Here is a 16,091-nt window from a genome sequence, read left to right on the forward strand (position 1 = left end):
CTGTGTAAACAGCCGTCCGCCTTCCTCTAACTCTTAATATTTCTTAATAGAGAACCCCGTTTTCGTTCGAATGAGAACCTCCCCCTTTTCCATCGTTGGAAAGGGACTTCCTAATGACTGTTGATTCGTTTTCTCAACCTTAATGGGTTCAGGCTTTTTATTAGTAAGTAATTTTCGCGGCTCTTTCTCCTTTTTGTTTAACGCATATGTATTCTTATTTCTTAGATTTAAGGAAGACGACGTTTCTTCGTTTCTCTTAAAATGGGTTGAGCCTTCATGGCCTTTAACCTCTGTATTAGGCTTCTCTGTTCGCTCATTAGGAGAGAATTCTCTACTTCCAGCTTCCGGTACAGTCTTCCCAAGAATCGATGACTTAGAGCTGGTCAACTCCTCTTTTTTTTCTGAAAAGGGAGAGGCTGCCTGGCTGTTCGGACGCTTTGATGGTTCTTCAACAACGGCACGCTCTGAGTTATGACTAATAGGAACCTCAGAGCTTGAACTTTCTCCTTTATGGGTGCCGTTTGCCGAACTGCCATTGATTTCTTGTGATGTATCTGAATGTGATTGTGAAAAGTGAGCAGACTTACTGATTGTTTCACTTGAGTTTGGCTCTGAAGACGGACTCGATCCCTCGCTCTTTTTTATAGAAGAAGAGTTACTTTCGGTGCCCGGCTGACTGCTTTCTCCACGCTCTTTCTCAACTTTTGAGGTCCACTCGCTCTCTGTATGAGCCCCCTCTGTGCTCTCCTTCCCGTCTTTCTTTGTAAGCTTGCCGACACGTACACCAAAATTATTTCCGAGGTTTAATGCACCGCTCACTTCTTTTATATCTAATTTATCGAAATTATAATCTAATTTATCAACAATTGGCCCTTGGATTTCAGCATGTTCAATGTTTATATAATAAGACCTACCCTTGTCTTTCATGTCCTTTATCATTTTTTCGAGTTCATCTAGCCGCATTTTCAATGTCTTCATGTCTTGTTCATTCATCTCGGTCGCCTCCCTCTCCTGCCTGAATTTCCGTTCCTTAACGTTACTTTGTGAAGGGACTTTATGAACATGGAGTTGACACATTATATGCTTATCCCTTTATAGTTATTAAACTTAGTGAGGACAGACCTCTTCAAGCAATCATTCTTTCAGTGGGGGTCTGCTCCCAAAAAAATAAAAAACAAAGAAAGAGAATCCTGCTCACTGAGGTCCTCTTTCTTTTAATTTTACATTTAGCTGCTTAAGATCGGTGAGATTAAATATAACCTATGTTTCCGTAACCGCCATGTCCGGCCAAACCTGGGTACCCGAAGCCAGCAGCGGAGCCAAAGCCTGCCGCACCTGGATACCCGTAGCCTGCTCCATAGCCTGTGGCCCCATAGCCCGCCACACCTGGATATCCGTAGCCTGCTCCGTAACCTGCTGCACCAGGAACACCCGTGCCATAACCTGGGCTCGAGTAATGTCCACCTGGAAAACCTGTATTCCCTAGGCCATAACCGCCAGTCATTCCGTAACCCGTTCCAGGAAGCCCATAACCTGAGCCGACATATGGACTAAATGCTCGCTCTTCATTAGTGTTGTCTACTTTTTTGTTGCCAACATTAATTGGAATGAGGATATTTAATTCATAGTTCGTCTCATCTATACGATTGAGGACACCTTCATAAGCCTTACCGTCAGCTGTACTTATTTTAACTGGTTTGTTTAAATGTTTTTTTATCTCTTTAAGATCAAAATCATGTCCAGAATTTCTTGTAAACTCTGTCACCTAAATCCCTCCTAAATTTAGTACAATGGTATGATATTCAATCAGCCCTAATATGTTCATTTCAGGGAACGTCCGGTAATTTCTTTCAAAATTAGGCTCGGTTAAAGACCGTTGTTGATTCGCCAGTCACTACCTTTTAATAAAGGCGAAAATAAGCCTGCTTTCAGTCGAGCCTTTTTCGCCTAATTAAAAAAGCAAATAGACAATCAAGGTTAACCTTTACAGAGCCTAAACATTAAGTAAACAAAAAGAGCCTTTGCCAATAAATCCACAATTCCCCTCATAACAAGCGTGTACTGACCCATTGTGTGTGATGAAGGCTCCAATGCACAAAAACGAGGCGTGAGCGGGACCTATTGTGTGTGATGAAGGCTCCAATGCACCAAAATGAGGCGTGTGTGGAGCCCATTGTGTGTGATGGGGGCTCCAATGCACAAAAACGAGGCGTGTGTGGAGCCCATTGTGTGTGATGAAGGCTCCAATGCACCAAAATGAGGCGTGTGTGGAGCCCATTGTGTGTGATGAAGGCTCCAATGCACAAAAATGAGGCGTGAGCGGGACCCATTGTGTGTGATGAAGGCTCCAATGCACAAAAACGAGGCGTGTGTGGAGCCCATTGTGTGTGATGGGGGCTCCAATGCACAAAAACGAGGCGCGAACGGGACCCATTGTGTGTGATGAAGGCTCCAATGCACAAAAATGAGGCGTGAGCGGGACCTATTGTGTGTGATGGGGGCTCCAATGCACAAAAACGAGGCACGAACGGGACCCATTGTGTGTGATGAGGGCTCCAATGCACAAAAATGAGGCGTGTGTGGAGCCCATTGTGTGTGATGAAGGCTCCAATGCACAAAAATGAGGCGTGTGTGGAGCCCATTGTGTGTGATGAAGGCTCCAATGCACAAAAACGAGGCGTGAGCGGGACCTATTGTGTGTGATGAAGGCTTCAATGCACCAAAATGAGGCGTGTGTGGAACCCATTGTGTGTGATGGGGGCTCCAATGCACAAAAACGAGGCGCGAACGGGACCCATTGTGTGTGATGAAGGCTCCAATGCACAAAAACGAGACGCGAACGGGACCCATTGTGTGTGATGAAGGCTCCAATGCACCAAAATGAGGCGTGTGTGGAGCCCATTGTGTGTGATGAAGGCTCCAATGCACAAAAACGAGGCGCGAACGGGACCCATTGTGTGTGATGAAGGCTCCAATGCACAAAAATGAGGCGTGAGCGGGACCCATTGTGTGTGTTGAGGGCTCCAATACAACAAAACGAGGCCTTCAGATTTGAGAGGGTTTGGTTAACCATTATAAAGTTCCTTGTCAGTTGCTACCGATCTAACATTTTTTTTGAAATTGTAGATGTAAGTGTATTCCCTATATCTAAAAATCAAAAAAGTATTTGACATAATAAAAAGAGCTAGTGGCTCAGGATGAACCACTAGCTCTCTTAATATTTATTCTATTTCACCTTTTGATAATGGCAAGGTAAAGATAAACGTCGTCCCTTGCCCCTCTTTACTTTGAACCCCTATTTTTCCACGGTGAGCTTGAACGATATTTTTTGCGATCGCAAGTCCTAATCCCGTCCCTGCCTTACCGCGAGTTCGAGCTTTATCCGCTTTATAAAACCGTTCAAAAACAAACGGCAAATCCTCTTTTGAAATGCCCGTTCCCGTATCACTGACACTAACTTTAAGAAAAGACGGGATCGGCTCCGCTAAAACGGTAACAGTTCCGCCTCTAGGCGTATGGCGAATGGCATTATCAATAAGATTCGTTAACACTTGTTCAATGCGATCAGGGTCGATGGATAGAACGAGCTCTTTGTCTATATCCTGAATTAATTCAACCCGTATCTCCTGTTCCCGCGCAAGATTCCGAAACTTTCCGACCGCCCGATCTAAGAAGTCATGCATATGCGTTTCCGTGACCTGCATTTGAAAATGCCCAGCTTCTAGACGGGCCAAATCTAGTAATTCATTGACTAAGCGCCCCATTCGAAGCGATTCATCATAAATGATCTTAGCCATTTCTTTTTTATCCTCTTCGGTCTCAGCGACTCCATCCACAATGGCCTCACTATACCCTTGCAGCATAGAGATCGGCGTCCGAAGTTCATGTGACACGTTCGCAATAAAGCCTTGGCGCATTTCATCAAGTCTGCGCTCTTCTGTCATATCACGGAGTACGGCAACTGCACCACGTATATCATTTTGATCGTATAATGGTGTCATCACAACAACCCAAGTCCGACCTTGATACGTCATTTCAATCGTTTGTTCCTTTTCTTCTTTTGCCACTTGTTTGAACAAGTCAATCAGCTCAGGCGGCAGTCGATGAACGCCTTCTTTAACAGACTCTATGCCCTCTTCTTCATTCTTCTCATATTCCCAAAATAACAAGAATCGCTTGGCTGGAGGATTCGAAACGAGCAATTGGCCATCCTTATCAAAAGTCATGACCCCATCAGCCATCGAGCTCAAAATACCAGATAACTGTTCCTTTTCCTGCTGAAGCGCCATAATATTCGTCTTTAATTGACTCGCCATTTGATTAAAAGTAATGCCCAGCTCACCAATTTCATCACGCGTCAGAATCGGGACCTTAGCATTAAAGTTCCCCTTCGTCACTTGCTGAGCCGCTTCTCGCATGCTTCTTAATGGAGCCGTTATTCGCGTCGAAAGGAAAAAGGCAAAAATCGTCGTCAAGATGATCGCAATTCCCGCTCCAATATAGATGATTTTCTGTGCCTGCGTATTCGTCTGATGAATGACGTCTAAAGACTGATAGACATAGGCCGCTTCAGGTTTTCCATTTGCATTGGTAAAAGGAACGCCGACCACGACCATCTTTTCTTCCTGGTCCGACTTAAAAGGGATGACTTCATTTTTCTTGACCAGTTTTTGTTCACTTAAAACCTTAGAAAGTTCTCCGTCCTGCTGAAGCACACGCTTTGGAATAGCCGGCAGCGTTGAAGCATTTGGAGAAATCCAATAATGACCGTCTTCAGAATAGATAATAACGCGCGCATCCAATACATCCGTAATTTGCGAAGCCGTTGCTAACGCCTTCTTGCTGGAGCCTTCTTCACTAATGATGGTTGCGACTTCTTTCCCGATCTGGGTCATTTGATTCTCAACCTGTGTGATATGGAACGTCTCAAAAAATTGCAGCAAAAGAATCGTGAGAAAAATGAGAACGGCTGAGACCAGAAGCAGAATCGTCAGCCAAAGCTTACCAACAACACTTCTCCAAAGCATTAATTCGTCACAACCTCAAATTTGTAGCCAACCCCCCAAACCGTCACAATCATATTCGCTGCTTGTTCAGAAATTCGGGTTAATTTCTCCCTTAAGCGTTTCACATGTGTATCCACTGTTCTTAAATCACCGAAGAATTCATAATTCCAAACGTCTTTCAGCAATTCTTCACGAGTAAACACTTTATCCGGCGAATTAGCTAAAAATAAAAGGAGTTCGTATTCCTTTGGCGTTAATCCTACTTCCTTTTTATCAACGAGAACCCTGTGGGCATCATGATCAATCGTTAAATGAGGAAACACGAGCACATTCTTAGAAGTTGTTTCCGTTTCAAGAAACTTCGTTGAAGAAGAGCGCCGCAGAAGAGCCTTAACTCGAAGGACGACTTCTCTTGGGCTAAATGGTTTAACAATGTAATCATCGGTCCCCACTTCAAAGCCCTGCACACGATTCGCTTCCTCTCCTTTTGCTGTCAGCATAATGACAGGGGTTGCTTTTGACTCGCGCAATCGTTCACAGACATCTTCCCCGCTCATCCCGGGAAGCATTAAATCTAATAAAATTAAATCATAATCCTTTTCAAGAGCCATTCGGAGGGCATCCTCACCATTCTCCGCTTCTTCGATAATATAATTTTCTCTTTCTAAATACATGCGAAGTAAGCGACGAATGCGTTCTTCATCGTCTACCACTAAAATGGTTGCTTGGTATTCCATAACCTAAATGGCCTCCTTCAATCTTTCAACATCACATTTATAATCTTCTATTCTATTTAGAGATCTCGATTTTTTTGGATCACTACTTCTAAGTATAGTCTACGTCAAGCGTATTTTCAAAAAACATCCTATCTAAAAAATACCGTATTTTATTTAAGCCATGTGAAGGACCTTTCTTAATAGTTTATGGGAGGCGTTCCGCGGCACTGATTTTACAGCAAATAGAAAAGAACTTAAGCATTGAATCACAACAATTATGAAAAAAACACCCCCACAAGTGTGAAGGTGTTTCAATGTGATTCGATCGTTTAGGCATAGGAGTGCATACCAGCGATAACCAAGTTTACAAAAATGAGATTAAACATAATAATAACGAAGCCGATAACGCTGAGCCAGGCTGATTTTTCACCAATCCAGCCGCGAGATAAACGAAAATGCAAGTAGGCCGCATAGAAGAAGAACGTAATGAGTGCCCATACTTCTTTCGGATCCCAGCCCCAGAAGCGCGTCCAAGCCTGTTCCGCCCAGATAGCTGCAAACACGATGCCGCCAAGAGTAAAGATGGGAAATCCGATCGCCACTGCACGATAGCTGATCTCATCCATCAGATTAGGATTAACGCCCTGCATCATCCGGTGAAGAACCGCACTGATCCGTTTCCTTAATAGGAGGCGTATCAGTGCATAGAGCACAATGCCTCCGAAGAACGACCAAATCACCGTGTTTAACTTCCTTGGCGCCTGCACACCATTCATCCATGATGGAATTTGAAAGAGCGGGCCAAAGGCATCATCCAAATGCTTTCCGTTATGAGGGCCGGCAATGGCAGGCATTTGATAGTCAAGAGTCGTCTTTTGCCCCTTAGAATCCACATAGCTAAAAGAAGTCTTGTAACCCGCTTGTTGAAAAATGGTTGAGATTAAGGCAAAAGCAATCACACAAACGATCGAAAACATGACAAATTCAAGCCAGAAAGTCTTCTTCGTTGAACCCGTCTGATCCACCACTTTTAGCAGGTAAACGAGTCCGCTTACAAAACTGAGCGAGAGAATCCCTTCTCCTAATGCAACGGTCGTAACATGAACCATCAACCAATTGCTTTGAAGCGCCGGAATGAGCGGCTGAACTTCTTTAGGAAACACACTAGCATAAGCAATGACCACAACCGCAATCGGCAGTGTCAGCATGCCAACACTATTATTCTTATAAATCAGATAAATAATAATAAAGGCCAACACCATCATCATGCTAAAAAATGTGGTGTATTCAAAAAGATTACTTACAGGTATATGGCCGTCAGCCTGCCAACGGGTTAAGAAATAACCTAGCTGTGAAGCAAAGCCCACAATCGCGATAATAAAACCAGCGGCACCGATTCGCCGTGCAGCACTGCCACCATTTTTTTGCTGAAAGTTTTTACCTGTTACGCTGACTGTGAAAACAATGGTACCACCTGTGTAAAGGATAAACGCTGTAAGCAGAAGGGCACTACTCCAAGCCACCATAGTCATTCGACAGTCCTCCTCTCATTATCTTCCGCTTTTGTTTTCTCTTCTAATTGATCAATAGGTTCTTCTAAGCCGCATGCCTCTAAGATCGGAGTCATTTCCCGTTTGAACCCATGCCAATTCTTATTTGTCGTCGCCGCAAACCACAGCTCATTTCCTTTTCTTTGGAACCACATTCTTCGATGATTCCAATACATCCCTTGTGCAACGCCTATGAGGAAAATAATAGCGCCTATTAATGCGATCCACAATGTAAAATCCTTTGTTACGATAAAGCCTGACATATTTTTAAAACCAAGGCTTTTGAATTTTATGGCGTAATCATTTTTCCCTAATGGTTCCAAATTTTTCTTGATCCCAATAAAAGCAACCTCTCCCTTAGGCTTGTCAGGAGTAATCATTCGAAAAATAAAAGCTGGATTATTTGGCTGCTGGGATTTAGTATCCGGTTCATTTTTACTATTAAAATAGAAATCCGGAAAATAGCCTAATACTTTAATAGAATAGCCATTTCCTAGATTATAGGTAGACTTCGTATCAAAAAGGTTAACGGAAAAATCCCCATGATCCGTCCCTGTTTTCTTATCAACCAGCATAAAGTTCATTGATGAGATCTGGTTCAACCGGTAATCCGCCTGAAAAACCTTATAGTGATTAAACACCAACGGATGATTCACCTTAACCGATGCATCCTCTATTTTTTTGAGCTTTGGCGTTTGACCTAAGATCGCCTCACCGCTTTTCTGATAGAGGGTAACATTTGTTTGATAGTTTTTTGGAACGGTTCCAACCTGTTCTAAGGTTTGCTTGTACTTTTTATTCTTGTCGGAATACGTCTGCAGGATAAACTTGTGACTCTTCAGATAATATTGATCATTTGTTCCTGGAATCGCGACCGTTTCACCCTCACGGACCCATACCTGTTCCTTCACATACATGCCCGGTACATAACGACATACCCCTGCCAAAATAACAATGATCAAACCGATGTGATTCACATACGGTCCCCACCTGGAGAAGCGGTTCTTCTCTGCTAAAACGTTTCCATTTTCCTCTTTGATTTTATAACGCCTTTTCTTAAGCTCCCCTTTAAGCTGATCCATTAAGCCATCAGGATTGTTGACAACGGTTGTGCTGACAAGACGCTGGCGTTTCATAAATCGTTCATGTCGTGTAACACGCTGGTTCTTTAAAACCCGATAGAGAGGAATGAACCGGTCAATGCTCGCTACAATTATGGATAAACCTAAAAGTCCAATCAAGATGATAAACCACCAGGACGAGTACAGATTATCAAAGCCAAGTGTTTTGTAAATCTGTCCCAGTTCACCATATGTATCCTTATAATAAGTGTTCGGGTCTGCAGTAGGCGGGAGATACACCTCTTGCGGGAAGATCGTTCCAATGGCAATGGCGATTAGAACGAGTACAATTAGTGTAACCCCGACTTTTACAGACGAGAAATAGTTCCATACTTTATCAATGGGGGTCCTGGTATACGTTTGAGAGCGTCTCGCTCCCCCTTCATATCGCATGGTTAGGATTTCTTGGCTGGAAACGTCCTGCAGCGGGTTTCCGCAGGCCTCACAAAGGAGGGTTCCTTCTGGGTTTTGATGTCCGCACTCACATAAGACTTGTTTACTCATAGGTCACCTCTTCTTCCCAGAAAACTTTCCATAACGCTGCACCATCTGGATTTTGCAAAATAAAATAATTTGAATATTTATTAACGTTTAAGTATTCAATATTACTACTCTATTTTACTATAAACCCTAATAAAAGCGAGTTGGAAAATAAGTTGTGACAATTATGTGACAGAGTTCCCGTTTAATGGAGCCACTTTCAACTGTTTCACCTCATAAGGTTTTAATTCTCTATAATCCCCTGGACTCATTGATTTTAGGTCTAAGAAACCATAGCGCTCTCTTTTAAGTTTTTGCACCTCATAACCTAACGCTTCAAACATACGGCGCACTTGGCGATTACGGCCTTCATGAATCGTTAAGGAGATAACAGAGGTCCCCTTCTTGCGATCAACCGACTCAATTTTCACAATAGCTGGGGCTGTTTTACCATCCTCAAGTTCAATACCGCGCGCGAGTTTCCTCACCTCTTCCTTTGTGATTAGACCTTTAATCTTAGCGACATAATGCTTGTCTATTTTATAGCGGGGATGCATAAGCTTGTTCGCCAGGTCTCCGTCGTTCGTTAACAATAAGGCACCCGACGTCTCATAATCAAGGCGCCCAACAGGAAAAATTCGTGCCTCCACGTTTGGAAAAAAGTCGGTTACCACCTTTCTTCCTTTATCATCCTTAACGCTCGATATGACCCCTGTTGGTTTATAAAACAAATAATAAACCGGCTGTTCTTTATCAAGCGGAATCCCATCCACCTCAATCTTATCATTCGGCGAAACTTTAACGCCTTGTTCCCTCACTGTTTGTCCATTAACTTGGACTCGCCCTTGGCTAATGAGTTCCTCTGCTTTTCGTCTAGAAGCTACCCCTGCCTGAGCAATCACTTTTTGCAATCGTTCCATAATCTGTCACCTCATTGTTCATGATACCTTTACTTAACTGCTTTCACAAGCGAATACCCATCTGTAACTTGGCAAGTCGCCAACTTCCAGCGAAAGCATTAATGGGCCTCTTACTTAAAATTCATCGCCATTGACTACTTCGAGTAGGTGGGGAAAGACCTCATCAAGCAGTTATTCTTTCAGTAGAAGTCTGTCCCACCAAGATAATAAAATCAAAAAACGAGGCCATTGCCTCGTTCACGGTTTATTTAAATAATAAGGTACATATAACAATAGCGGCAACTGCTCCTGCCAAATCAGCTAGCAGGCCTACCTTCATAGCATACCCAATCTTTCGGATCCCAACTGCTCCGAAATACACCGTAATGATATAAAAAGTGGTGTCCGTTGCCCCTTGGAGAGTGGAAGAAAGATTCCCTAGAAAGGAGTCGGGTCCATGGGTATGGATGATGTCTGTCATCATCCCAAGGGCTCCATTTCCTGATATGGGTCTAATTAAAATTTGGGGAACCACTTCTGGCGGGACACCGATATATTTTAAAGCAGGCTGCAGGAGATGAACAAAGGCATCCATCGCCCCTGAAGCTCTAAAAACACCGATTGAGACGAGCATCCCCACTAAATAAGGGATAATGCTAATCGCAATCTCAAACCCATCTTTACCGCCATCGACGAACGCTTCGTACGTCGGTACTCGTTTTACCGTTCCATGAAAAAGGACGATAGCAATGAGCATCGGTACGATCCATATAGATATCGTTGAAATAACTTGAATCGGATTCACCTTCTCTCAACTAGGAGAATTGGGTACTTCTTGTCCGTTTTTCGGGTCAGAAAATGGCAGCGAAGAGCCTTGTTAGTGAGCAGCGGCCCTATTTCTTTCTGCTTTGCCGCCAATAAAAATAGCGATCAAAAAGAATGGCTGCGCAAGTTGAACAAATAGTGGCAAACAGTGTGGTACCAACGATTTCTGTTGGAGAGACAGACCCATATTTCATCCTGATTGCAATAACAGTCGTTGGGATTAACGTCAATCCCGATGTATTAATAGCAAGAAGCGTAATCATGGACCGGCTGGCAGAGTCGGACCCGCCATTTAACTTTTTCAGCTCCTCCATAGCCTTTATTCCTAACGGTGTTGCAGCATTGCCAAGTCCAAAGAGGTTCGCCACAAAATTCGAAACAATATACCCCATGGCCGGATGATCAGCTGGCACTTCAGGAAACAACCTTTTCAAGAATGGTTTGACCAATTTGGATAGATGATCTAAGAGACCAGAGACTTCTGCAATTTTCATAATTCCAAGCCAAAAAACAAGAATGAAAATCAGCCCCAGACAGAGGGTAACTCCCTCTTGAGCTGAATCAAACACGGCTTTATTAACCTCTGGCATCGTCCCGTTAAATGCCGCGTAAACCACTCCAATAAGAAATAGAAAAGCCCAAATAATATTAATCATGACTAGCCGCCCCAAAAAGGTTATGAATAAAATTAAATAGATCGCTCCAGAAAGATGGCTTTTTTTCTTTCGCCTGATAAAAAAGCGGTAAAGTCGCCAATGTCTTGTCACCTGCCGTGACCGTCAAGTGTCCAACCGGTGTGGATGGCGAAACATCCCGTTCGTCTTCTTTCGGCGGTGTCTTAAGCGTCAAGTCGGTCTTCAAGTTTTCCTTTTCTTCTGCGGTTAACGGAATAGTCAAGTCACGTCTTGCAAACAAATGATTTTGATAAAAGGGATCATCTATGCCGGTAATCTTTCCTTTTTTCACAATCGTTGTCGGTTGAAAATACGTAAATCCCCAGTTAAAGAGATTCATATGATCTTGCCAATCATTGCCGTCATTTAGCGTTACAACGATGAGATTTTCTCCATCCTTGCTCGCTGTGGAAATTAAGGTTCTTCGGGCCAGCGTTGTATAACCGGTTTTGCCTCCAGTGGAATAATCATATTGGAATAATAGCTTATTTTTATTTTTCCATTTGCGATCCCATTTTTCCCCTGGGTTTGGGGCTGTGTAATACTTCGTTTTAAAAATCGTTTGGAAGGTTGGATTCTTCATCGCATAGCTTGTTAGAATCGCCATGTCATAAGCGGATGAATAATGATCCTCGGTATTATCTAACCCATGAGGATTCGAAAAATTTGTGTCCATCATGCCGAGCTCTTTAGCTTTTTTATTCATTAAGGTTGTAAAGCCTTGCACGCTCCCGCCAACCGCTTCGGCAATAGCCACAGCCGCATCATTTCCAGAGCGAAGCATGAGTCCATAAACAAGATCTTTGAGCTTAATCTTTTCACCCTTCTTCAAATAAAGCGAAGACCCCTCTGTCCCATAGGCATTTGAGCTAATCGTCACGGTCTTGTTCAATTTACCTGATTCAATCGCCAAGATCGCCGTCATAACTTTTGTAATACTAGCAATCCGACGTTTTTGGTGGATATTTTTCCCATATAAAACACGTCCTGAATCTTGGTCCATTAATATAGATGCAGCAGCTGAATCAGATATTTGAGGCGGGCTTCCACCTTTTGCACTTGCATTTTGAAAAGGAATGCCTACTAAAAGTAAGGCTAACGTGATGAAGCAAATTAAAGCCTTCCTCATAACTGTTATTGACACACTATCCCGTCCCTTACCTTGTTTTATGTGAGTACTTCGCTTAAGGCCCATTTAGTCAGCAAAAGCCTCAGTTTGTACAAGTTTATGTTCGTCCCACCCGAATATGACGGCAACGTTAAAGTGTGTCGGCTTTTTTAAATGTTAATAAAAGGAATGAGGAGAGCCCAAGCGATTATGAACACACTGTAATAGCCTGCTGCTCCAACCATCATCATCCATGACTTCTTGTAAAGCCATATAAAGACAAATGGAATCACTGCCCAAGGGATAAAAAATAGGAGTCCTATCAAGACACCGAGAATTCCGTACCCCACCCCTGAAGTAAACGCCATTTTAAACAAATAACAAGAGATCCCCAAAAATATTGGTGAAACCAAGCAATAGAAAACTAACTCCTTTTTGTACATTTTAATAAATAAAGCGTGACTCTTGGAATGAGTGGGCCAAAGCTTTAAGAGATACGCCTTCGAAGACTTTCTGAAGGTCTTGATAACCGGTTTCACATGAACGCGTTGTTTTTTTAGCCATGCACCCAATTTAAAGATAAGCGGCACGTCCTTTCCTCGTAATCTATTGTAAGACTATGTCAGGACACTCAAGAAACATGCAAGGCTTGTAAAAAAAGTAATTTAAACCATCCATAAAAGCTGGGAAGAGGTTAACGAGGGCGGAATGCGGGCGCTAATTCACCAAATCTCGGCTTGGGTGGCGCCCTTTGCATGGGATTCGGGCTTCAATACACACAATCAGGGTGTGCGCGGAGCCCATTGTGTGTGATGAGGGCTCCAATACACACAATCAGGGCGTGTGTGGGGCCCATTGTGTGTGTTGGGGGCTCCAATACACACAATCAGGGCGTGTGCGGAGCCCTTTGTGTGTGATGGGGGCTCCAATACACAAAAATGAGGCGTGTGCGGAGCCCTTTGTGTGTGATGAGGGCTCCAATACACAAAAATGAGGCGTGTGCGGAGCCCTTTGTGTGTGATGGGGGCTCCAATACACAAAATCAGGGCGTGTGCGGAGCCCTTTGTGTGTGATGAGGGCTCCAATACACACAATCTGGGTGTGAGCGGAGCCCTTTGTGTGTGTTGGAAGCTCCAATACACAAAATCAGGGCGAGAGCGGAGCCCATTGTGTGTGATGAGGGCTCCAATACACAAAATCAGGGCGTGTGTGGAGCCCATTGTGTGTGATGGGGGCTCCAATACACAAAATCAGGGTGTGCGTGGAGCCCATTGTGTGTGATGAAGGCTCCAACACACACAATCAGGGTGTGCGCGGAGCTCATTGCGTGTGATGAGGGCCCCAATACACAAAATCAGGGCGTGAGCGGAGCCCTTTGTGTGTGATGGGGGCTCCAATACACAAAAATGAGGCGTGTGCGGAGCCCTTTGTGTGTGATGGAAGCTCCAATACACAAAATCAGGGCGTGTGTGGAGCCCTTTGTGTGTGATGGGGGCTCCAATACACAAAGTCAGGGCGTGTGTGGAGCCCATTGTGTGTGATGAGGGCTCCAATACACAAAAATACGGCGGGGACGGAACCAATACTGTGGGATGGAGACGCCAATACACCAAATCAGGGCGAGAATGGACCCAAAAGCGTGATAAAAGCGCCTCACGATTGTGAGGCGCTCTCTCTGTCTATTAAATTTAGATGTTATTAAGCAAATCGTACTTGTTCGTAGGAAGCAATTTTGTCCTCGAGCTCAAGTGTTAGGGAAATATCATCTAAGCCATTCAATAGGCGGTGCTTTCGTTCAGGGTCAACATCGAAGCGGGTGGTAAAACCTTGACCGTCTGATACCGTCTGGCTTGCCAAATCAACAGTGAGCTCATATGACGTTTCAGTCGCCTTTTTAAGAAGCTCGTTGACGGTTGCCTCATCAAGTGTAATAGGAAGCACACCATTTTTAAAGCAATTATTATAGAAAATATCGGCATAGCTTGGCGCAATAATGACTCGAAAGCCAAAGTCTTCTAATGCCCATGGCGCATGTTCGCGAGAAGAACCGCAACCAAAGTTATCACCGGCTACTAGAATACTGGATCCTTTATATTTAGGCTGATTCAGAACGAATTCTGGGCGTTCCTTCCCTTTGTTATCATAACGCCAATTAAAAAAGAGAAATTCACCAAAGCCTTGACGCTCAATACGCTTTAAAAATTGCTTAGGGATAATTTGGTCTGTATCGACATTCCGGCGGTCTAATGGCGTTACAAGTCCTGTATGAACAGTTAAGGCCTTCATGCTTGTGCCACCTCCGTTTGATCATTTAAAAGCTGCCTTATATCAACAAATTTGCCGAATAAAGCGGCAGCAGCAGCCATTTGCGGACTGACAAGATGAGTCCGTGCTCCATTTCCTTGGCGTCCTTCAAAGTTACGGTTAGAGGTTGACGCACAACGCTCACCAGGATTTAGAATATCATCATTCATTCCAAGGCACATACTGCACCCGGCATCACGCCACTCAAAACCGGCATCAATAAAGACTTGATGCAGCCCTTCTTTCTCTGCCTGTACACGAACGGATTGTGAACCTGGAACAACGATAGCCGTTACCGTTTCGTGCACCTTCTTACCTTTCACAACTTCAGCAGCAGCACGCAAATCGGTTATGCGTGAGTTTGTACAAGAACCGATGAAGACATGGTCAATCGTCACATCTTTGAGTGAGGTTCCAGCTTCAAGACCCATGTACTGAATGGCTTGCTCAAAAGAAGCTTTTTCTGCTTCATTGGAAAAATCGTTTAAGGTTGGCACATTGCCTGATACCGGTGCTCCCATTGCTGGATTAGTTCCCCAAGTTACTTGCGGTTCGATCTCATCTGCATTCAGTTCGATGGTCCTGTCATAAGTCGCCCCTTCGTCCGTTGCGAGCGCTAGCCATGACTCGGCTAATTCTTCAAACGCTTCTCCTTGTGGGACATGTCGGCGTCCTCTTAAGTAATTAATCGTCGTTTCATCAGGGCTGATGAGGCCTGCACGTGCCCCCGCTTCAATCGTCATATTACAAACCGTCATGCGCTCCTCCATTGAAAGAGCACGAATCGCTTCACCAGTATACTCAATAACTTGACCAGTCCCAACACTGACCCCATTTTGAGCAATGAAAGCAAGAATTAAATCTTTCGCCGTCACCCCAGGCTGAAGCTTTCCATTTACCTTCACTTGAAGGGTTTTCGGCTTCGTTTGCCACAAGGTCTGAGTCGCAAGGACATGCTCAACCTCACTCGTTCCAATCCCAAAGGCCAAAGCACCAAAAGCCCCGTGAGTCGAGGTATGACTGTCACCGCATACGATTGTTTTACCAGGCTGTGTAAGACCAAGCTCAGGGCCAATCACGTGAACAATTCCTTGATCAGGATGATCCAAGTCAGCGAGCTCGATACCAAAATCGCGACAGTTCTGAGTCAATGTCTCTAATTGCTTTTTAGAGATGGCGTCCGTAATCACATTGCGGTGTTTGGTCGGCACATTATGATCCGCTGTTGCATAGGTGAGGTCAGGCCTTCTTACTTTCCTGCCATTCATCCGGAGGCTCTCAAAGGCCTGCGGAGAGGTCACTTCATGAACAAGGTGAAGATCAATATATAATAGATCCGGCTTCCCTTCTTCTTGATGTACGACATGCGATTCCCATATCTTTTCTATAATGGTCTTAGCCATCTTAA

At 44.0% G+C, this 16,091-nt stretch carries 13 protein-coding genes; all 13 read right to left on the reverse strand.

What is annotated here, in order from left to right:
• Positions 1-33: 33 nt before the first annotated feature.
• On the reverse strand, positions 34-993 hold the full coding sequence (locus PU629_RS14755) for a hypothetical protein (protein ID WP_275280827.1): 960 nt from the start codon (positions 991-993) through the stop codon (positions 34-36).
• A gap of 256 nt (positions 994-1,249) precedes the next feature.
• The gene (locus PU629_RS14760) at positions 1,250-1,765 is read right to left on the reverse strand and encodes a hypothetical protein (RefSeq protein ID WP_275280828.1); all 516 of its coding nucleotides are present in this window, start codon (positions 1,763-1,765) and stop codon (positions 1,250-1,252) included.
• Positions 1,766-3,221: 1,456 nt separating this feature from the next.
• The gene (locus PU629_RS14765; protein ID WP_275280829.1) at positions 3,222-5,027 is read right to left on the reverse strand and encodes an ATP-binding protein; all 1,806 of its coding nucleotides are present in this window, start codon (positions 5,025-5,027) and stop codon (positions 3,222-3,224) included.
• Positions 5,027-5,743 (reverse strand): response regulator transcription factor, encoded by a 717-nt coding sequence (locus PU629_RS14770; protein ID WP_275280830.1) that lies wholly within the window; start codon positions 5,741-5,743, stop codon positions 5,027-5,029. Before PU629_RS14770 ends, PU629_RS14765 begins: the two co-directional genes overlap by 1 nt.
• 308 nt (positions 5,744-6,051) lie before the next feature.
• On the reverse strand, positions 6,052-7,248 hold the full coding sequence (ccsB, locus tag PU629_RS14775) for a c-type cytochrome biogenesis protein CcsB (RefSeq protein ID WP_275284440.1): 1,197 nt from the start codon (positions 7,246-7,248) through the stop codon (positions 6,052-6,054).
• Between the two features lie 2 nt (positions 7,249-7,250).
• Positions 7,251-8,897: a cytochrome c biogenesis protein ResB gene (gene resB, locus PU629_RS14780; protein WP_275280832.1), complete on the reverse strand. Its 1,647-nt coding sequence runs from the start codon at positions 8,895-8,897 to the stop codon at positions 7,251-7,253.
• Positions 8,898-9,058: 161 nt separating this feature from the next.
• A complete protein-coding gene (locus PU629_RS14785; protein ID WP_275280833.1) occupies positions 9,059-9,793 on the reverse strand; it encodes a pseudouridine synthase in 735 nt (244 codons plus the stop codon).
• Between the two features lie 244 nt (positions 9,794-10,037).
• Complete coding sequence (locus tag PU629_RS14790; protein ID WP_275284441.1) at positions 10,038-10,568, reverse strand: spore maturation protein; 531 nt, start codon at positions 10,566-10,568, stop codon at positions 10,038-10,040.
• Positions 10,569-10,665: 97 nt separating this feature from the next.
• Positions 10,666-11,253, reverse strand: a complete 588-nt coding sequence (locus tag PU629_RS14795; RefSeq protein ID WP_275280834.1) for a nucleoside recognition domain-containing protein — start codon at positions 11,251-11,253, stop codon at positions 10,666-10,668.
• Positions 11,246-12,415 (reverse strand): D-alanyl-D-alanine carboxypeptidase family protein, encoded by a 1,170-nt coding sequence (locus PU629_RS14800; RefSeq protein WP_275280835.1) that lies wholly within the window; start codon positions 12,413-12,415, stop codon positions 11,246-11,248. The genes PU629_RS14795 and PU629_RS14800 overlap by 8 nt, the downstream gene beginning before the upstream one ends.
• 134 nt (positions 12,416-12,549) lie before the next feature.
• Positions 12,550-12,969 (reverse strand): hypothetical protein, encoded by a 420-nt coding sequence (locus PU629_RS14805; protein WP_275280836.1) that lies wholly within the window; start codon positions 12,967-12,969, stop codon positions 12,550-12,552.
• A gap of 1,108 nt (positions 12,970-14,077) precedes the next feature.
• Positions 14,078-14,665, reverse strand: coding sequence for a 3-isopropylmalate dehydratase small subunit (gene leuD, locus PU629_RS14810; protein WP_275280837.1), 588 nt, complete (start codon positions 14,663-14,665; stop codon positions 14,078-14,080).
• The gene (gene leuC, locus PU629_RS14815) at positions 14,662-16,086 is read right to left on the reverse strand and encodes a 3-isopropylmalate dehydratase large subunit (protein ID WP_275280838.1); all 1,425 of its coding nucleotides are present in this window, start codon (positions 16,084-16,086) and stop codon (positions 14,662-14,664) included. Before leuC ends, leuD begins: the two co-directional genes overlap by 4 nt.
• Between the last annotated feature and the right edge of the window lie 5 nt (positions 16,087-16,091).

Source organism: Pullulanibacillus sp. KACC 23026, assembly GCF_029094525.1.
GTDB lineage: Bacteria > Bacillota > Bacilli > Bacillales > Sporolactobacillaceae > KACC-23026.